The 17,008-nt window shown below is 66.0% G+C and carries 18 protein-coding genes; 12 read left to right on the plus strand and 6 right to left on the minus strand.

Translation table 11 applies throughout. From position 1 onward, the window contains the following. Window positions 1-15 precede the first annotated feature (15 nt). Together V1351_RS15495 and V1351_RS15500 are read right to left on the minus strand one after the other, a co-directional pair. On the minus strand, window positions 16-525 hold the full coding sequence (locus V1351_RS15495; protein WP_338749194.1) for a potassium channel family protein: 510 nt from the start codon (window positions 523-525) through the stop codon (window positions 16-18). A 34-nt stretch (window positions 526-559) separates the two neighbouring features. Beyond that, window positions 560-724 carry a hypothetical protein gene (locus V1351_RS15500; protein ID WP_338749196.1) on the minus strand — a complete coding sequence of 55 codons (165 nt, stop codon included), beginning with the start codon at window positions 722-724 and terminating at the stop codon, window positions 560-562. A gap of 71 nt (window positions 725-795) precedes the next feature. Here V1351_RS15500 and V1351_RS15505 point away from each other — a divergent pair, with 71 nt between their 5' ends. Beyond that, complete coding sequence (locus V1351_RS15505; RefSeq protein WP_338749198.1) at window positions 796-1,356, plus strand: hypothetical protein; 561 nt, start codon at window positions 796-798, stop codon at window positions 1,354-1,356. An 80-nt stretch (window positions 1,357-1,436) separates the two neighbouring features. Here the strand turns inward: V1351_RS15505 and V1351_RS15510 are convergent, their stop codons facing one another. Next, entirely contained in the window at window positions 1,437-2,090 is a 654-nt protein-coding gene (locus tag V1351_RS15510) for a hypothetical protein (protein WP_338749200.1), read from the minus strand. Between the two features lie 22 nt (window positions 2,091-2,112). Here V1351_RS15510 and V1351_RS15515 point away from each other — a divergent pair, with 22 nt between their 5' ends. Continuing rightward, window positions 2,113-3,042, plus strand: a complete 930-nt coding sequence (locus V1351_RS15515; RefSeq protein ID WP_338749202.1) for an NADP-dependent oxidoreductase — start codon at window positions 2,113-2,115, stop codon at window positions 3,040-3,042. A 61-nt stretch (window positions 3,043-3,103) separates the two neighbouring features. Here V1351_RS15515 and V1351_RS15520 read toward each other — a convergent pair whose 3' ends face one another. Next, the gene (locus V1351_RS15520; protein ID WP_338749204.1) at window positions 3,104-3,802 is read right to left on the minus strand and encodes an SDR family NAD(P)-dependent oxidoreductase; all 699 of its coding nucleotides are present in this window, start codon (window positions 3,800-3,802) and stop codon (window positions 3,104-3,106) included. A 189-nt stretch (window positions 3,803-3,991) separates the two neighbouring features. Here V1351_RS15520 and V1351_RS15525 point away from each other — a divergent pair, with 189 nt between their 5' ends. The 3 genes from V1351_RS15525 to V1351_RS15535 all read left to right on the plus strand — a co-directional run bounded on the left by V1351_RS15525 (window position 3,992) and on the right by V1351_RS15535 (window position 7,492). Beyond that, the gene (locus V1351_RS15525) at window positions 3,992-4,618 is read left to right on the plus strand and encodes a hypothetical protein (RefSeq protein WP_338749206.1); all 627 of its coding nucleotides are present in this window, start codon (window positions 3,992-3,994) and stop codon (window positions 4,616-4,618) included. 164 nt (window positions 4,619-4,782) lie between these two features. Continuing rightward, window positions 4,783-6,669: an alkyl/aryl-sulfatase gene (locus V1351_RS15530; protein WP_338749207.1), complete on the plus strand. Its 1,887-nt coding sequence runs from the start codon at window positions 4,783-4,785 to the stop codon at window positions 6,667-6,669. A gap of 229 nt (window positions 6,670-6,898) precedes the next feature. After that, window positions 6,899-7,492 carry a dihydrofolate reductase family protein gene (locus V1351_RS15535; RefSeq protein WP_338749209.1) on the plus strand — a complete coding sequence of 198 codons (594 nt, stop codon included), beginning with the start codon at window positions 6,899-6,901 and terminating at the stop codon, window positions 7,490-7,492. Window positions 7,493-7,634: 142 nt separating this feature from the next. Here the strand turns inward: V1351_RS15535 and V1351_RS15540 are convergent, their stop codons facing one another. Next, window positions 7,635-8,753, minus strand: coding sequence for a phosphate ABC transporter substrate-binding protein PstS (locus tag V1351_RS15540; protein ID WP_338749211.1), 1,119 nt, complete (start codon window positions 8,751-8,753; stop codon window positions 7,635-7,637). A gap of 1,295 nt (window positions 8,754-10,048) precedes the next feature. On the opposite strand from V1351_RS15540, the gene V1351_RS15545 reads away from it, so the two are divergent. The 4 genes from V1351_RS15545 to V1351_RS15560 all read left to right on the plus strand — a co-directional run bounded on the left by V1351_RS15545 (window position 10,049) and on the right by V1351_RS15560 (window position 11,936). Then, window positions 10,049-10,348: a putative quinol monooxygenase gene (locus V1351_RS15545; RefSeq protein ID WP_338749213.1), complete on the plus strand. Its 300-nt coding sequence runs from the start codon at window positions 10,049-10,051 to the stop codon at window positions 10,346-10,348. 185 nt (window positions 10,349-10,533) lie between these two features. Next, complete coding sequence (locus tag V1351_RS15550; protein ID WP_338749215.1) at window positions 10,534-10,854, plus strand: nucleotidyltransferase family protein; 321 nt, start codon at window positions 10,534-10,536, stop codon at window positions 10,852-10,854. Beyond that, entirely contained in the window at window positions 10,851-11,162 is a 312-nt protein-coding gene (locus V1351_RS15555; protein WP_338747886.1) for a DUF86 domain-containing protein, read from the plus strand. Before V1351_RS15550 ends, V1351_RS15555 begins: the two co-directional genes overlap by 4 nt. A gap of 159 nt (window positions 11,163-11,321) precedes the next feature. Then, window positions 11,322-11,936 (plus strand): recombinase family protein, encoded by a 615-nt coding sequence (locus V1351_RS15560; RefSeq protein WP_338749217.1) that lies wholly within the window; start codon window positions 11,322-11,324, stop codon window positions 11,934-11,936. Window positions 11,937-12,032: 96 nt separating this feature from the next. On the opposite strand, the gene V1351_RS15565 is transcribed toward V1351_RS15560, so the two are convergent. Continuing rightward, complete coding sequence (locus tag V1351_RS15565) at window positions 12,033-13,568, minus strand: MFS transporter (protein ID WP_338749219.1); 1,536 nt, start codon at window positions 13,566-13,568, stop codon at window positions 12,033-12,035. On the opposite strand from V1351_RS15565, the gene V1351_RS15570 reads away from it, so the two are divergent. The 3 genes from V1351_RS15570 to V1351_RS15580 all read left to right on the plus strand — a co-directional run bounded on the left by V1351_RS15570 (window position 13,548) and on the right by V1351_RS15580 (window position 16,635). After that, entirely contained in the window at window positions 13,548-14,168 is a 621-nt protein-coding gene (locus V1351_RS15570) for a TetR/AcrR family transcriptional regulator (RefSeq protein WP_338749222.1), read from the plus strand. The two genes, V1351_RS15565 and V1351_RS15570, sit on opposite strands and share 21 nt — an antisense overlap. Window positions 14,169-14,256: 88 nt before the next feature. Then, window positions 14,257-14,748 (plus strand): hypothetical protein, encoded by a 492-nt coding sequence (locus tag V1351_RS15575; RefSeq protein ID WP_338749224.1) that lies wholly within the window; start codon window positions 14,257-14,259, stop codon window positions 14,746-14,748. Window positions 14,749-15,204: 456 nt separating this feature from the next. Beyond that, window positions 15,205-16,635, plus strand: a complete 1,431-nt coding sequence (locus V1351_RS15580; RefSeq protein ID WP_338749226.1) for a hypothetical protein — start codon at window positions 15,205-15,207, stop codon at window positions 16,633-16,635. The last annotated feature ends 373 nt before the right edge of the window (window positions 16,636-17,008 follow it).

Here is a 17,008-nt window from a genome sequence, read left to right on the forward strand (position 1 = left end):
GTCTCAGGGGCGCGCCTACCGCTTCGCGACCTGCTCGGCCCGGCGTCGGACCTGGTCGGACAGGACCGAGGCGAGTGTGCCGATGAAGACGAGGTTGAAGGCCATCTGGATCGTCACCAGGATCCGGGCCACCTGACCGGTCGCGTGCACGTCCCCGAAGCCGACCGTGGCGAGTGTCGTCATGGTGAAGTACAGCGCGTCGGTCTTGGTGACCAGGTCGGCGAACTGGTTCCCGGTGTGCTGCTCGATGACGAAGTACCCGAGGGCGAAGAGCGGGACGACGAGGTAGATCAGCAGCAGCAGGGACTGGATGCGCACCGCGGTCTCGTGCCCCGCTCGCAGTTGACGCCTGACCTGGTGGGTGATGACCCAGCCCAGGAGCGCCACGGCGATGAGCAGCGCGACGACGGACAGGGCCCACTCGCCCGAGGACTCCAGGGAGCGCACCGGGACGGTGTAGTAGAAGAGCATGACGGCCGCGAAGGCGACCACGCTGCGCAGGGTCTCGTGCCGGGGCTGATGCATCGGGGTTCTCCTATCGCCGCCCGGTCGAGCGTGACTACTCGTGGTCGGCGGTGACGATGGCGAAGTTCGTGTCGCGCTCGTCCAGCACGGCCCCGGGCGCTGGCGTCGGCGTCATGGCGAGACTGTAGCCAAGGGTGCGTCCGAGCGCCACGGTCGAGCGCGGGTCGGCGCGCCAGCCCGGGTCGGGGTCGACGGGCACGGGCCCAGCACCACCATGATGGTCGCTTCGGGTCTATGTTCGTCCCACTGACAACATGAAGGGGAGGGGCCATGAGCGGTTTCGCCATGATCATCGTGGGCCTGGTGCTCGGCGTCGCCGGGGGGTGGTCCATCAGGACGGTTCTGGTCACCGCAGGCTTCGGCGCCGGCTGGCTTCTGTCCAGTGTCTTCGGGGCCACCTTCCTCACGACCCTGATCATTGCCCTGGTCACCGCTCTGCTTGCGTGGCTCGTCCTGCGGTTGGCTGCCACGATCGTCTTCTTCACCATCGGTGCGCTCGTCGGCCTGCTCGTCGGGGCGCGGCTCTTCCGCCTCCTCGAAGGGGGCGACGGGAACGTCCTGCTGGCCGTCGTCTTCATCCCGGCGATCGGCATCGTCGGTGGCTGGTTGGCGGAGAAGGCGCGGGAGCGCTTCGTCGCGTGGGGCACCGCGATCGGTGGCGCTGCCCTCCTGCTCAACGGTGTCGGGGTGCTGACGGGCTGGCTGTCCTGGCTGCGGGACCCGACCCAGGGGTGGCAGGTGGTCCTGGGCGCCGTGGCCTGGGTGGCGCTCGCGGTCGGCTTCCGCATCACCCAGAAGGTGGTCGGGACGGGCGACCTCTCGGAGCACTGATCCACGGTGGCCGTCGCCCGGATGGTGCCCGGGCATGCAGGTGGTGAGGTGGCGGCCCCGGCTGCTGCGTCGGTCGACCGTCACTTCGGGGTGCGCGACGTGGCGAGCGCCCGCTCGGTGATCGTCGCGCCGACCACCCAGATCGGGCCCGTGACCAACCAGAGCACCGTGACCAGACCCATGAGCGGGAGCACTTCGAACAGGCCGGCGCGCTGCTGTCCGTCGGCGACGGTGACGGCCAGGAGCCCCATCGCGACGAGGGTGAGCACGGCTGCCACCAACCACCGGGCGAAGCTGCCCAGCTCGTGCCGGAGAGCCGCCGGCCCCGTCTTCGGGGCCTTGGCCGGTCTGGGACCGTCCGCGAAGAGGTGCGCTGCGTGCGCGTCGGCCCAGCGCACGAGGGTCGGGCCGAAGGCGAGTGACACGCCGAGGTAGAGACCGGCGAGCTGGTGGGTGCGGCCCACGGGGCTGCCGCGGTGCAGGTCCACCCCGACCGCGATGAGCAGGACGAGGTCGATGATCGGCACCGTGGCCAGCAGGACGGCCCCGGCCCGGGGCCGGCGAGCCAGGTACCGCATTCCCAGACCCGCTGCGATCACCACCCAGAACCCGACCTCCGACGCGATGATGAGGTAGGCGACGACGGACATGAGGACATCCTGCAGGACCTGAGTTCGCGCGCCTCCCGCGGCGTCACGATCCGCGGTGTCGCTGTCCTCGCTGTCCGTGGTCACCGTGATGGGGCAGGGTGGCGGGATGGAGACGAGGAACAGCGCGGTCAGGCTCGACAGGTACGGCGACGTGGGCGTGCTGGACGTCCGGGACGTGGAGGTGCCGGTAGCCGGACCCGAGGAGGTGGTGGTCGAGGTGGTCGCCACGTCGATCAACCCGGGCGAGGCCGCGATCCGGGAGGGGGCCATGGACCCGGACCGGTCCGCGGTGTTCCCGATGGGCGAAGGGAGCGACGTCGCCGGTCGAGTGGTCGAGGTCGGTGTCGACGTGACCGGCTGGGCTGTCGGGGACGAGGTGATCGGCTGGTCCGGGCAGCGCTCCGCGCACGCCCGGTACGTCGTGGTCCCGTCCGCGCAGGTGACTCCTCGCCCCGAGCAGGTGCCCTGGGAGCAGGCGGGCAGCCTGTACGTCGCGGGCGGCACCGCTGTCGCGATGCGCGATGCGGTATCAGCGCAGCCGGGGCAGACCGTGACCGTGACCGCAGCGGCAGGCGGGGTGGGCTCGATCCTGACCCAGCTGCTCGTGCATCGCGGTGTCCGGGTGCTCGGCGTAGCAGGCCCGGACAACGACTCCTGGCTCCGGGGGGCCGGTGCCGAGCCGGTGAACCGGGGCGATGACCTGGCCGAGCGGCTGCGGTCCGCCGCGCCCGATGGTGTGGTGGCCTTCTTCGACTGCTACGGGCAGGGCTACACAGATCTTGCGCTCGAGCTCGGCGTCCCACTGCAGCAAGTGGTGACGATCGCTGACTTCGAGGCCGCCCGGAGCAACGGCACCCGGGTGGTCTTCGGGTACGAGTCCACAACGGCCGGCACGTTGGCCGACCTGGCACAGATGATCGTCAGCGACGACCTGGTGGTACCCATCGCGGCGACATACGCCCTGGATGAGGTACGGGCGGCGTACACCGCGCTGGCCGAGCGCCGCACGCGGGGCAAGATCGTCCTGCTGCCCTGACGACCATCAACAGGTCGCGTCCGGGGAGGGCTGCACCTCCGTCATCCGCTCCCGGCGGACTCTAGAAGTGTCGTACCCACGGGCGCAGCTCGATCTCCCAGCTCCATGCTGAGCGGTCCTGCTCGATCATGTGGATGTAGTTCCGGGCGATCTCATCAGGCACCATCGGGCTGTACGTCTCGTCGAGGGATGCTGCGGTGTCCTCCTCCCCCGCTCTGCCGATACGGCCGTCGATGACGACATGAGCGATGTGGATGTTCTGCGGATGAAGTTCGCGTGCCAATGATTGGCACATCCCGCGCACGGCGAACTTGCCCATGGCGTAGGGCGCGGATTCCGGGTAGCCCTTCACCGACGAGGAGGCTCCGGTGAAGAGCATCGTCCCGCCGCCGGAGTTCAGCATTCGCCCGGCAGCGTGCTGGGCCACCAGGAAGGCCCCGAATGCGGTGACCTCAAGTACTTCGCGGACGTCCAGCGGGTCGAGTTCGGTGATCGAACCCCGGATCCACGGACTCGGGTTGTAGACGGCGACATCAAGGGAGCCGTCCATGCCGTCGATCGTTTCGAACAGCTCGGCCACAGAGTCGGGAACGCTGGCGTCGCACTGCAGCGCGGTGCCGTCGACCTCGGCCCGAAGTGCATCGAGTGTGCTGATGTCACGCGCTACCAGGATCGGGTGGTACGAGCGGTGCGCGAGGGCACGAGCGATCGCAGCGGACAAGCCGGACCCGGCACCGACGACAAGGGCGAGAGAAGTCACGGTGCATACCTCCTTGCAGCGCACCACGCCGCTGCTGCGAACCGTTGGACTCGACTCACCCTGACACAGGGTGCAGCCGAGGGGGCCGTCGCGAGCCGCGACATCCCGGGGCAGCGACGGCTACGTTGTCGCCATGCGCACTTCAGGAGCTGCAGTCGGCGTCCACCCGCGCCCCCGGGCTGGGACGCAATGAGCCTGTATGCGGAGGTGACCGCCCGACGACGACGTCAAGCACTCTTCGACGTCTTGGTGATCCTGTGGATCGTGGTGTGGGGGCTCGTCGGGTGGGTGGTGCATCGCCAGGCAGTGGACAGTGCCTCGGGTGCACGCCGACTGCAGGAAGGGGGGACCGGTGTCGCGACGAGCTTGTCCGATGCTGGTGAGAGCCTGTCCACGATTCCGCTGATCGGTGACACCGCGAAGAAGCCGTTTGATGAGGCAGCGGACGCGGGCCGTCAGATCTCCGACGCCGGCCAGAGCATCGTGGACGGGTTGGACGCGCTGGGGGCGCTGCTCGGAACGCTCACGGCTGCTCTTCCGATCGCGATGGCCGTGCTGATCTGGGCTTACGTACGCATGCGCTACGCGCGCGCAGCGTCACGGGCCGTGACCCATCGCGAGCGGCCCGGCGGCGCGCAGATCCTGGCCCTGCAGGCGCTCGTCCTCGGCGCGACCGGCATCGAGGAGGCACTGGCCACCGACCGACCCGGCGCCGACCACGGGTTCCACGTGCTGGGCGACAGTGCGACGGTGCGCCGCCTGGCAGACGCCCGGCTCGGCGCCCTCGGCCTCCACCCTCTCCCGCCGTCGTCGTAGCCGAACGGTGTGCGGCGACGAGGCGAGGAGCGGTTCGCTGACCCCTCTCGTGGGTCGACGAGGCCTGCCATGCACGGCCTTTCGATCAGGAGCGCGATCTGTTGGCACGGTCGGCGGATATCGCTACGCTCCATGCACCGATCCGGTCCATCAGGGGAGCAGTGATGAGTGAACCCAAGCCCGCCACCGAAGCTACGATCCGCGCCAACCGCGCCGTTCGAGACCAGTTGCCGTTCGACGACGAGACGGACTTCGCGAATGCGGATCGCGGTCTGATCGTGCGCGCCACGGGGCAGATCTACACGGAGGACGGAAACCTCGCGTGGGACTTCGACCGTTGGGACTTCATCGATGGCGATGCCCCTGACACCGTCAACCCTTCGCTGTGGCGACAGGGCAAGCTGGTGTCGAAGGCGGGCATCTACGAAGTGGTCGATGGCATCTACCAGGCTCGTGGCTTCGACCTTGCCGTCACCTCGTTCATTCGTGCGACCAACGGCTGGATCGTCGTCGACCCATCGATCTCGACCGAGCCCGCGGCCGAGGCCCTCCGGCTGGTGCGCGAGCACGTCGCTGACGTGCCGGTCGTCGCCGTCATCCACACCCACAGTCACATCGACCACTACGGCGGTGTGCGCGCCATGGTCGACGAGGAGGACGTGCGCGCCGGCCGGGTGCGCATCATCGCGCCCGTCGACTTCCTCGAGGAGGCCGTCAGTGAGAACGTGATGTTGGGCAACGCGATGGCCCGTCGCAAGTCCTACATGTACGGCGAGATCGTCGGTGACGGTCCGCAGGCTGCCGTCGGCACCGGCCTCGGTCAGGTCACCTCCGCCGGTACCGTCACCCTCATCCCCCCGACAGACATCGTCTCCGAGACCGGCGCCGAGCTGACGATCGATGGTGTCCGGATCGTCTTCCAGCACACTCCCGGAGCCGAGGCTCCCGCCGAGTTGTGCTTCTACCTGCCCGAGCACAAGGCCCTGTGTGGCGCCGAGATCGTCACACACAACCTGCACAACCTGTACACGCTGCGAGGGGCAAAGATCCGTGACTCACTGATCTGGTCCAAGCACCTGCACGAGATGCTTCAGCTCTTCGACGATGCCGCGGTGCTGTTCTCGTCCCACCACTGGCCCACGTGGGGCAACACCGAGTTGCGGGACTTGATCGCGGGGCAACGCGACATGTACCGCTACTTGCATGACGAGACGGTGCGGCTGGCCAACCACGGTTACACGCCCGTCGAGATCGGCGAGCGGGTCCACCTTCCTGATGCGGTGGGCAAGCGATTCGCCAACCGTGGCTACTACGGCTCGGTGAACCACAACGTCAAGTCGACGTATGTCTATTACCTCGGCTGGTTCGACGCGAATCCCGCAACTCTCCATCCGCTGGAGCCCACGGAGTCGGCGGCCAAGTACGTCGACTACATGGGCGGTGCCTCCGCGCTGCTGGATCGCGCACGCGTGGACTTCGACGCCGGCAACTACCGCTGGGTCGCCGAGGTTGTCAACCACGTGTTGTTCGCCGACCCTGACAATCGCGAGGCGCGCGACCTCCAGGCCGACACGTTCGAGCAGCTCGGCTACCAGAGCGAGAACGGCACCTGGCGCAACTTCTACCTGACCGGCGCGATGGAGCTACGCAACGGGCTGCAACGTCGTCACGTGCTGGAGACCGCGAGCCCGGACTCGGTACGCGCCATGTCCGTCGAGATGTTCCTCGACTACATCGCGATGCGGCTGCGTGGACCAGAGGCGAGCGACCTGTCCGCGACCTTGCAGGTTGAGCTTCCCGACATCGACGAGTCCTACGTGCTCATCCTGGGCAACGGTGTGCTCAACCACCACGCCGGCCGGATCGACTCGCCTGACGCGACCATCACCTTGGATCGCTCCGTCCTCGACGCCGTGGTGCTCGGCACGGTCGACCTGCAGGACGCCGTCGAGGCGGGGGACATCACCATTGCCGGTGACGGTGACAAGGCCCGTGCGTTCTTCGGCCAGCTCGACTCCTTCGACTTCTGGTTCGACATCGTCACGCCCTGATCCGAGGCACCAGGGAATGGCCCTGTCCCCGGCTCGTGTCCACGAATCGGGGACAGGGCCCTTCACGTGCTGGACGAAGTCGTCGGAGCCGAGCGAGCGGGCCCAGTCGAGACCGACGCGTGGCTCCTGGCCACCTCGGTAGACGCGTGGAAGGAAGCCGGGACCGATGAATTCGGTGCCTCGCGTCGGTCAGTAAGTGGTGAGAGACGCTGGATGAAGAAGCCGGCACATGTCAGGGCGCACAGCGCGCTCGAGGATCGAGGGGATCATGCGCAGACTGCTGCTGACCGAGAACACCACCGCTGACGGACGGGTTGAGATGCTCGATGAGTGGTTCGATCCCTCGCCCACCGGGGACGCCAGCGATGTGCAGGACGAGCTGGAACGCTTGGCCGCGACGTCCGACGCGGTGCTGCTCGGTAGGCAGACGTTCGAAGACTTCCGCGGCTACTGGCCCCATCACACGGATGAGCCCGCTGGTGCTCATCTCGATCGAGTCCACAAGTATGTCGTCTCCTCCACGATGACCGATCCGCAGTGGCGCAACTCCTCGATCCTGCCAGGCGACCCTGTCACCGAGGTGCGTCGACTCAAGGGCACCCAGGGCGGCGACATCACGTTGACCGGAAGCATCACCCTGGCCCACGCGGTGCTCGCGGCGGGCCTCGTTGACGAGATCCGCTTGTTCGTCTTCCCAGCCGTCCAAGGACGTGGCAAGGGCCTGGTCGCCGAGGGCGCTTCGCTCCCAGAGCTCGAGCTCATCGAGTCGAAGACCTTCCGCTCCGGCGTGGTGCTGCTCCGGTACGCCAGCACAGGAGGCTGACTCCCCGCCGACACGCGCACGAGGCGACGTCCATGATCGAAGCGGTGCCAGGCCTTCACCGATTCGCCGCCCACCCGGGTCCAGTGGTGGGCGACATTGCGGCCGGGTCCACCCCGTTCCTCGAGGCCTCCTTCGGGTGGGGTCACTTCGCGGTGATCGCCTCGATGGCGGCGGTGGCCTTCTCCTGCGTGGCGTCGCTGATGGGGGCGGAGCCGGCGGTCTTGGCGGAGGCCTGCTGGCCCTCGTCGCTGGTGACATGGGTCAGCCACGCCTTGACGAGGGCGGCGGTCTCGGCGTCGTCGTACTGGGTGCAGGCCAGCTCGTAGGACGCCAGCACGATCGGGTAGGTGCCCGCCTCGGTGGTGTCGCGCGTGATGTCGATGGCGTGGTCGTACTGGCCGCGGCCCTCCACCTGGGCGGAGGTCTCGATGATCCTGGCGGCGGCCTCGGCGCTCGGGCCGACCCAGTCCTGGCCCACCTCGACCTGCACGGCGGGGAGGTCGCCGATCTGCGAGACGTCGGAGTAGCCGATGGCGCCGTCGGTGGCCTCGACGGACTGGACCACTCCGGTGGTGCCCTTGGCTGCGGTGCCACCGGCGACCGGCCAGTCCCCGGAGACCTCGTGCGGCCAGGCGTCACCCGCCGCGACCGAGAGGTAGTCGACGAAGTTCTCGGTGGTGCCCGACTCGTCGGAGCGGTTGACGACCGTGACCGGCGTCGACGGCAGGTCGGTGCCCGGGTTGTCCCGGGCGATCGCCTGGTCGTCCCAGCTGGTGATCTGCTGGTCGAAGATCAGCGCCAGCGTCTCGGCGGAGAGCTTCAGGTCGTCGACGCCCGCGATGTTGTAGGGCACCGCGATCGGTGAGATGTAGGCGGGGATCTCGATGACGTTGCCCTCGCCGCCACAGCGCTGCCGCGCCGTGGCCAGCTCGTCCTCGTCGAGGTAGGCGTCCGAGCCGGCCCAGGGCACGGCGCCGGAGACGAACTGCTCGCGCCCACCGCCGGAGCCGACCGGGTCGTAGTTGACCGTGGCGTCCGGGTTGGTCCCCAGGAAGCCGTTCTTCCAGGCGTCGACGGCAGCGGCCTGCGAGGAGGCGCCGGCGCCGGACAGTGTGCCGGAGACACCGCCACTGCCCGTGCCGACGTCCGCGGTGGCGCCCGAGCCGGAGTTGTTGGCCGCACTGCAGGCGGCCATGCTCAAGGACAGTGCCAGGGCGGTCGTTGCGGTCAGTGCCGTGCGCCTGCGGGTGGAACGAATCACGTCTGTCAGACCTCTCATCAGTGGTGGACACGACCTGCGGCGGACAGTCCCCGCCGCGAGCGCCGTGGTCGTACAGGAGCGAAGGTAGGCAGCGTCGGTGGCCGGGTGGGCCCGGGACGGTGAACTGTCGGTGAAGTGGATCTGCACACCTCGTGGTCCGCCGAAGATGACGCGGCCGACGACGTCGACGGGGACGCGGGCCGGGCGGGTCAGGCCCGGCCGCGGGAGTGGAGGTGCTGATCGCAGCGGCCGAACGAGGTCCCGCCAGTGGTCATGGTCGTCTTCGGCTCAGCCGGTTGTCCCAGCGGTGAGTGGTCCAGGCCCGGCGAAGAGCTGACCGCACGGTGATCGCGGCGTGTGCCCGAGCGTCTGGTGTCGGTCGGCATGGCGAGAGACCACTCGCGCGGTGGGCAGGTCCGGCGTCCGAGGCACTTCTTGATTCGCCGTCGAGACGGCGGCGTCCTGATCGTCGGCCGGGTCCTTCACGACGCAATGGAACTACGACGACACCTCGACCTCCAACAGCCTTGGGAGTAGTCGTCGAAAGCGGACGGGTCATCGGACCGACCCCTCGAGTTCGACGACGCGCCCAACATCCAGGACTGATCCGCGGTCACGCGCGACGTCCGTCGCTGGAGGAGCGCGGCGACTGGAGCCCCCAATGAGGGTGGTCTGTGGTTGAGAACTCTGTGCCAAGACTGCAACGGCCTCGCGAGCAAGTACGACGGAGCCTACGGAGACTCGCCGACGACCTCCTTCCGCACGTCAGAGAGCATCCGCTGATCTTGCCGAGCAGCAACGGCGCGCCGCCCGTCGCCGTCGCACCCGGTCGCGTGGCGAGGTCCGCGCTCCACGCGATGGTGGCCCTGGCTCCGTCGTTCAACTTCATCGACCGGCGTTTCGTCCGCGACCTCCTCGAGGATGGTGACGATCTCCGGCTCCAGGCGGGAGGCGGCTGCGTGTTGCACTCACGTCGGGCCGTTACGCCAGTATCGCCAGCGCCTACCACCTGCGCCGCGTCCTGGACCAGTGGATCGAGATGAGCGGTCCCACCTCCTACGTCCTCGAGGGCCGAATCGCGAGCTGACCTGCCGACAGTCGGGCAGTCGTCAGGGTTGCGGTGGGCAGCGCTCCACCGTAGGCGTTGGTGAGGCCCGAAGGTTCGGAGGGTGAGGACCGGTGCGTCATTCCGCCGCGTATGACTCTCCTTCGGGGCAGTCCTGCGCTCGACGCTCTGATCCGTTCCGTCCGAATGGGGTCCTACAATGATCTCCCGAACCGAGAGGACCAGATCCATGAGCGAACTGCACGTCGTGGCCACCATCCCCATCAAGCCTGAGGCCGTCAAGGAAGCTCGCTCCGTGCTCAGCACCCTCATAGCCGCCACCCGCCGCGAGGCAGGCGTCGTGTCGTACGACCTGTACGAGTCCGCCTCGACCCCGAGCACCTTCGTCACGGTCGAGCGCTACAGGGACCAAGCGGCGCTGGACGAGCACATGGCCTCGCCGCACCTCGCCGCCGCGTTCGCGGCAGCCGAGCCTCTGCTCGCCGGCGAGGTCGCCATCCACCCGCTGCAGCCGGTCGACGTCGGCTGACCGCGCCGACCCCTCGTACGGCTGCGGAACGCTGCTCGAACCGCTTCGCGGGATGAGCGTGGCCCGCCCGCTTGTAGAGCACGTCCCATACGGATGCCCATGCGAACAGGTCGGTGACGTCGCTCCAGGGGGCAGTACCTCGACAAGAGAGACCTGGATGAAGTGTCTCTCGGTACCCTTGACCTATGAGTGAACTGACCGCCGCGTCGCTGAGACTCCGTGCTGCCCTCACGCAGCATAAGAGTCGCGTTGTTGACGTGCTGGAACGGTACAGCGCCACCAACCCACGTCTATTTGGGTCGGTGGCGCGCGGCGATGCCGAAGAGGACAGCGATCTGGATCTTCTCGTCGACCTGACCGCAGGGGACGGTAACGAGCTGCTGCGTGTGGCCGGGCTCGCCGAGGAACTGAGTGAGCTGCTTGGCGTCCGAGTTGATGTCGTTGCGGCAACGCTCTTGCGCGACGAGGTCTCCACTACTGCGCTCGCAGACGCGGTTGCAGTGTGAGCCGCTCGGAGGCGCAGCGCCTGGAAGACATTCGGGCCGCAATCTCGCGATGCATCGCCTACCGCGACCATCTCGATTCGGCAGAGTTGGGCTCGATGGCGTACGACGCCGTGCTCCGCAACCTGGCCGTTGTCGGCGAGGCAGTGAAGTCCCTGCCCGAGGACTTCAGGCAGGAACACCCCGACACGCCGTGGGCCTCGATAGCCGGTCTCCGCAACGTGGTTGTCCATGAGTACTTTCGGGTCAACCCGGATCTGATCCGCGACATCGTTGACAATCAGCTGGCGCCCCTACTGGACGACATCTGAGGGCCCCTCAGGGATCTCGTTCGTCGGATCGGTTAGTGGGGGCGGGCGATGTTGCGGGTGACGGGATCGAGGTGCCTGCTGATGAGGTCGGACGTTGTCCGATGTCGGAGCCGGCTGCGTCCTGTGGTCTGGCCTGATCCATCTCATTGGAGGTGCGCCATGAGCGCACTGCTTGTCGGGTACGCCCGATGCTCCACCGACCAACAAGATCTCACCGCTCAACGTGACGCCCTGGGCAACCTCGGGGTCCAGACCGAGCGGATCTACGTCGACCACGGCCTGACCGGCACCAACCGAGAGCGCCCTGGGCTGCGCGAAGCACTCGCTGCCTGCCGGGCCGGCGACACCCTGGTCGTCACCAAGCTCGACCGCTTGGCCAGGTCCTTACCGGATGCCCGGGCGATCGCTGATGAGCTCACCTCCCGGCAGATCAGCCTCTCGCTCGGCGGGTCGGTCTATGACCCCACCGATGCTGTCGGGCGGCTGCTGTTCAACGTTCTCGCGATGGTCGCTGAGTTCGAATCTGACCTCATCAGGCTTCGCACCGTCGAGGGCATGAAGCTCGCCAAGGCCAAAGGACGGCTGCGTGGAAAGCAACCGAAGCTCACCCGAAAGCAGGAAGCCCACCTGGTGTCCTTGGTGAGCAGCGGCGAGTACAGCACCGCCGAGGTCGCCGACCTGTTTAGCGTGGGTCGCTCCACCGTCTACCGGGCCATCGAACGCCAACGGATCGCAGCCAAGGCTCAGACCACGAAGGCGACTTCGAGGCGTTGATCCGGCCGTAGCGCCGGTCGTCCCGTATCCGACACCCCACCGGGACACCGGCGCTGCGGACGTTCCCATCGACTAAAGGCGTCCGGTCTGGGTTGGTCATTCGGTCTTGGTTGCGGGAAGGAGCATGCTGCTTGCCGTGGCCAGGGTCATGAGGGCGGCCATGGCGATGAAGGCTGGTCGATAGTCGGCGGGGCCGGTGGTCGCGAGCAGCGCGGTCAGGGCGGCCAGGCCGATGGCGGCGCCGACCTGTTTGGTGGTGTTGAGCAGGCCGGAGACTGCCCCGGAGTCGTTGGGTGATGCGCCGGCGAGGATCGCTGTCGTCAGTGGTGTGTTGAGGAGTCCGCCGCCGACGCTGATCACGATGGCTGGCCCGAGGATCACGCTCAGATAGGTCCCAGCGTCACCGGATGTCGGCGGCCCAGCCGTGAAGGCTTGCCAGGCGAACCCGGCGGCAGCGATCAGGCATCCACAGAGCACGAGTACCCGCGCGGAGACTCGATCCATCAAACGCGGCGCGAGTCCGGCGCCTATGAGGGCGGTGACCGTTGCGTGGGGCAGGAACCCGAGCCCGGCGCGGAGGGGGTTGTATCCGAGGGTGTTCTGCATCAGCAACGAGATGTAGAACCACATCGGCATCAAGGTCGCACCGGCAAGCAGCATCGTCACCGTCCCGGAGCTGATGCCTCGGTGGGCGAACAGCCCCAAGGGAAGCAACGGGTCCACCGGCATCGTGCCGGTGCCTTCCTGGACGGGAGTCGTCGTCGGTCGCCGCTGTGACCATACGAAAGCGATGAGCAGGAGGCTACCGATCGCCAATGCCCCGAATCGGGGCCACCCGGAGCTGAGGGCTCCCGAGGAGATGAGGTCGGTTCCTGAGATCGCCCACGAGGCGATCACCAGCCCAACCGTGGCCAGGGCCGCGCCCTGAAGATCCAGTCGTCTGGCGCGAGTCCCGGCAGGGTCCTTCCTCTGGGCACTGGTTGGCGCCTGGAGCACGATCGCGGCTGCGACGACGGCGAGGACGCCCAGTGGCACGTTGAGCCAGAACACCCAGCGCCAGTCCGCGAGCTGGGTCAGAGTCCCGCCCACGACATTGCCGACTGCGCCACCGGCGATACCCACCGCGGTCCACAGACCGACCGCGCGCGACCGGGCAGGACCCTCGGGCAAGGTGGCGCTGATCAGCGCCAGCGAGACCGGCGCCAGTGCCGCGCCGCCCATACCTTGGACAGCACGGGCCGCGAGGAGTTGCCAGCCCTCGCTGGCCAGGCCTGCGACCAGGCTAGCTCCGGCGAAGACGATGGTGGCGAGGATGAACACTCGCCGCAAGCCGAACAGGTCACCGAGACGACCTCCCACGAGCATCCCACCGGCGAACATCAACACATAGGCGTTCACCACCCAGGACAGGGCACCGGGTGACATCTGCAAGTCGCTGCCGATTGACGGGGTCGCGATCGCGATGATCGAGGCGTCCATGACGACCATGAACTCGGCCGCGCACGCCATCGCGACCACCACGCTGGTGCCCGGCTTCATGTCAGCGCGAGGTGTCCTGGCAGTGGTGTCGAAACCCAACATGCTGTGATGGTACCGACGTACCATGAAGATATGCCAAAGCTCGTCGATCACGACCAACGCCGCCGACAGATCACCGACGCCCTAATTCAAGTCGCCGCCACCTCAGGACTGCACCAAGTCACCATGCGCAAGGTCGCTGCGCAGGCTGGGGTCTCGGTGCGACTGGTGCAGTACTTCTTCACCGACAAGGCCTCGTTGATGATGGCCGCGTTGGAACACCTCACCCAGCAGAGCAACGACCGCTGGACTCGCGCACGCGACCAGGCCATCGACGAAGAGATGTCAGTGCGCCACGCTATCGAGGCGTTCTTGGCGGCTGCCGCCGTCGATGACAGGGACTCACGAGTCTTCCAGCTGGTCTGGACCTCGTACGCGACGATGGCGATGACCGACCCCGGCCTCGCCGCTCGGCCATTCATCGACGGCCCCGACAGGGTCGAGGCGGAACTCGTCGAACTCCTCGAGCTCGCCGCCAACCGCGACGAGCTCGCCACCCGTTCTGACGGGACACTCCCGGCGGTGGCTATCGAGGCGGCCCGGATACTGACGCTCAACCACGGACTCGGAACCAGCGTTCTCATCGGCCAGAAGACGCCCGAACAAGCGGCCGCCATCCTGCGCTACCACCTCGACGGACTCTTCGACCGATAAATCCCCGCTCGCCGAACCCAGCCCCCTGACCGTCTTGCAGGCCGACCCCACAGCGGGTTGCTTCGGCGCGGTGGCAGGATGCGGTGGTATGGCCTCTGGTACTCGCTTGTTGACTGTCGTCGACCTCGCCGAGAGCATCATCGTCCCTTCTGAGGTCCGCGACGCCCCCGTCATTGACGGTCCTCCTCCGGAAGGCTTCGAACCGGCGGCGATGGACATCACCTACGGCGAACCCGACTTCGATCCCAGCGAGATGTCGTTCTCGGCGTTGCACCTGGCCGTCCTTGAAGACGGTCGCCGGCTGACCTTGCTCGATGACCGCGGCTGGGGCGTATCCGGAACTCCCGATCTCTGGCAGACGACCACCGTCGAAGAGATCGCGGCAGACGCTCGGGTAGTGGTCGGGCCAGACGAGGCCCACGGCAATCACACTCGTACAGACATGGCGGCAGCGCACTGGTCCGAGCTGGCCGACACCCTCCGACACCATGGCGTGCTCATTGTTCCCGCGGAACTGAGCCGCCTCCCGCACGATGTCGAGATCACCGAGCGAGTGCGAGAGCGCCTCACCGATACCTGATACTGCCACGCCCCGGCAGTGTCATCGAAACCGTCGCTCGAGGACTACCGAACGGCGAATCCGCTGGAGGATCCCCATGTGGGGAGGCTCGTGGGCGCTGTGCAGAGGACTTCGGGCATCTGTGCAGCCGACTTCGGAAACTGACACCAGGCTGCAACTGAACGTGCGGTGACGATCACTTGCGCTGTCACCTACCGGCGGCAAGATCGCAGTAGAGAAATCGGTCCGGCCGGCGAACGAGACGCCGACTGGGCCTGGCAACGAGGTGGTCCCATCACGCTGGCAAGCGACAGACGTGGTGACTCGATGCCTGCCTGGCCACTGGCCAGAAATCACTAGTTGACACATCTACCTGTTGCGAGCGGCCACTTGCGCTGCGAACTTGTTGGCCACCATCGCGTTCAGCGGCGAGGAAGTCCACGCCGCGCCACTGGGGCAACTGGCAGAGGAGGGGGAGTGAGCAAGGCCTTCGCGCCTGCCGAATTCGCCAAGGTTCACGTCGCCACATCATGCACGATCAATCTTGAGGGGTCCGTAATGCCACGCACAACCAAGAGGATGATTGCCGTTACCGTCATTTTAGGCATTCAAAGCATGGCCTTGAGCGTACCTAGCAGCGGGGTCTCCGGCGACACGCAACTCAAGATCGTTGGAAGCCAATCTGGCCTTGCGGTGGTAGGCAAGAATCTATCGTTCATGCCTACGCAGTCAAATCGTGCCAGTTTCCAAGATCGGCTCACTCAATCTGCTCGAACAAGCGAGAGTCCCGGGGAGATGAGTCGCTACTTCGTGCAGGATGCGCGTGGCAGAGCTCAAGATTATGTACTGGATCGGACGATTGCAGCAGAGCCTAAAAGCGGCCGACGCGTCGGCTGGGTGCAGACAACATCGTCAATCGGGATCGAGTGGACGAGTAAGAAGAACATCTCGAGATGGAGCATTACACTCCCGAGCGGGCAGGAACTGCACACAACGAAGAACTACCTTGTCGACAACACTGCCGCTGAGAGCGGCACCTATCTAATCACGGGTTCGACCCCTGACGGAGGGGTTGAGTCGTTTATCCTCACCGTCCCCGAGAACACCGTGAGCAGCATAAATCAAAAGTCCCAATATACAGAGAAAATGACTGGCGATCGACCTGACCAGTATCGCGCGGTGGTCTGGGACGCCTTCATCGAAGACGAATTTGTTGGCGCAGATGTGCGGGGTATTGACGCGTGCGTTGAAGCGTACACTAAAGGGTACGAGTACTACGGTGGCAACGGCCGAGGCTTCGCGAATTCAATATATGATCTTTACTCAGGAGACGATGATGTCATCACGGCAGACGAGCATAAATTCAAAGTCTCCTCTTCCGTGGCCAGCAACTGGGGCGGTGCGGATTGGGTAAACCCTTGGATTTACGATTATTTCATGTCGGCGCAGACAGGAGTAACGAGGGCATACGACGAGAACAAGCAGCTTCTTGCCACCGCCCAAACAGATGCAAGCGATGACATCACGCTAGTCGAGAGTTATTCACAGGTCCGTTCTGATGGCCTTGGGATCGCAAAGAGAACCGTAAAGGTGGACTCGCCCAACCCTCTCTGCTCGCTTCCCGATGGCAGCGAGGCCCCTGCAATATCAATCGACTACGAATATCAGCATGATAGTAGTGGATACGTAACCGTGGACGGTTCCCACGACCAGGCGCCGATGCACGAAGTGCTGTGGGTTGCGTCCCCGGACGAGGGTGACCCGTCGAAGCCACACGGGTGCCTATATCGGTTCCCGAACCAGGGTTTCACAAATTTGGCTAACACAGGCTTCAACAACGCAGACGTTCTCTTGGACTTCAATCCAGTTCTAAGTAGCCCGGAATGCACTACAGTCATCCCGGAGTGAAGGTGAAGATATTAACCTGGGCTACGGCAGTGACCCTGCCTTGGTTATCTCTGATGCTGCTCACGTCCCCCTCGGATGTGGGCGCTTGGCTTTCGACTCTCCTAAGCCTTATGTTGGCGCTGACGGTGACAAGTTTGCTCTTGGTTGTGCACCTTCCGCAGCCTTTGGTAGGTCTTCTATTGCCTTTCCTTCTTATTCTGTGCTTCTTTGCTGGTGGAGAAGCTGCTGAATCGTACGGTCTGGTGGAGGACTCGCCGGACCTGCTCAATGGGTGGACGCTTTGGGTAGGGGCGATCTGGGCAGTGACCGCTCTCGTTCTCGTGGGCGCGATATACGGAGTGCGAACATTGACGAGGTTGGCCCGCGGTGGGCC

It is taken from the genome of Janibacter sp. A1S7 (genome assembly GCF_037198315.1).
Classification (GTDB): domain Bacteria; phylum Actinomycetota; class Actinomycetes; order Actinomycetales; family Dermatophilaceae; genus Janibacter; species Janibacter alittae.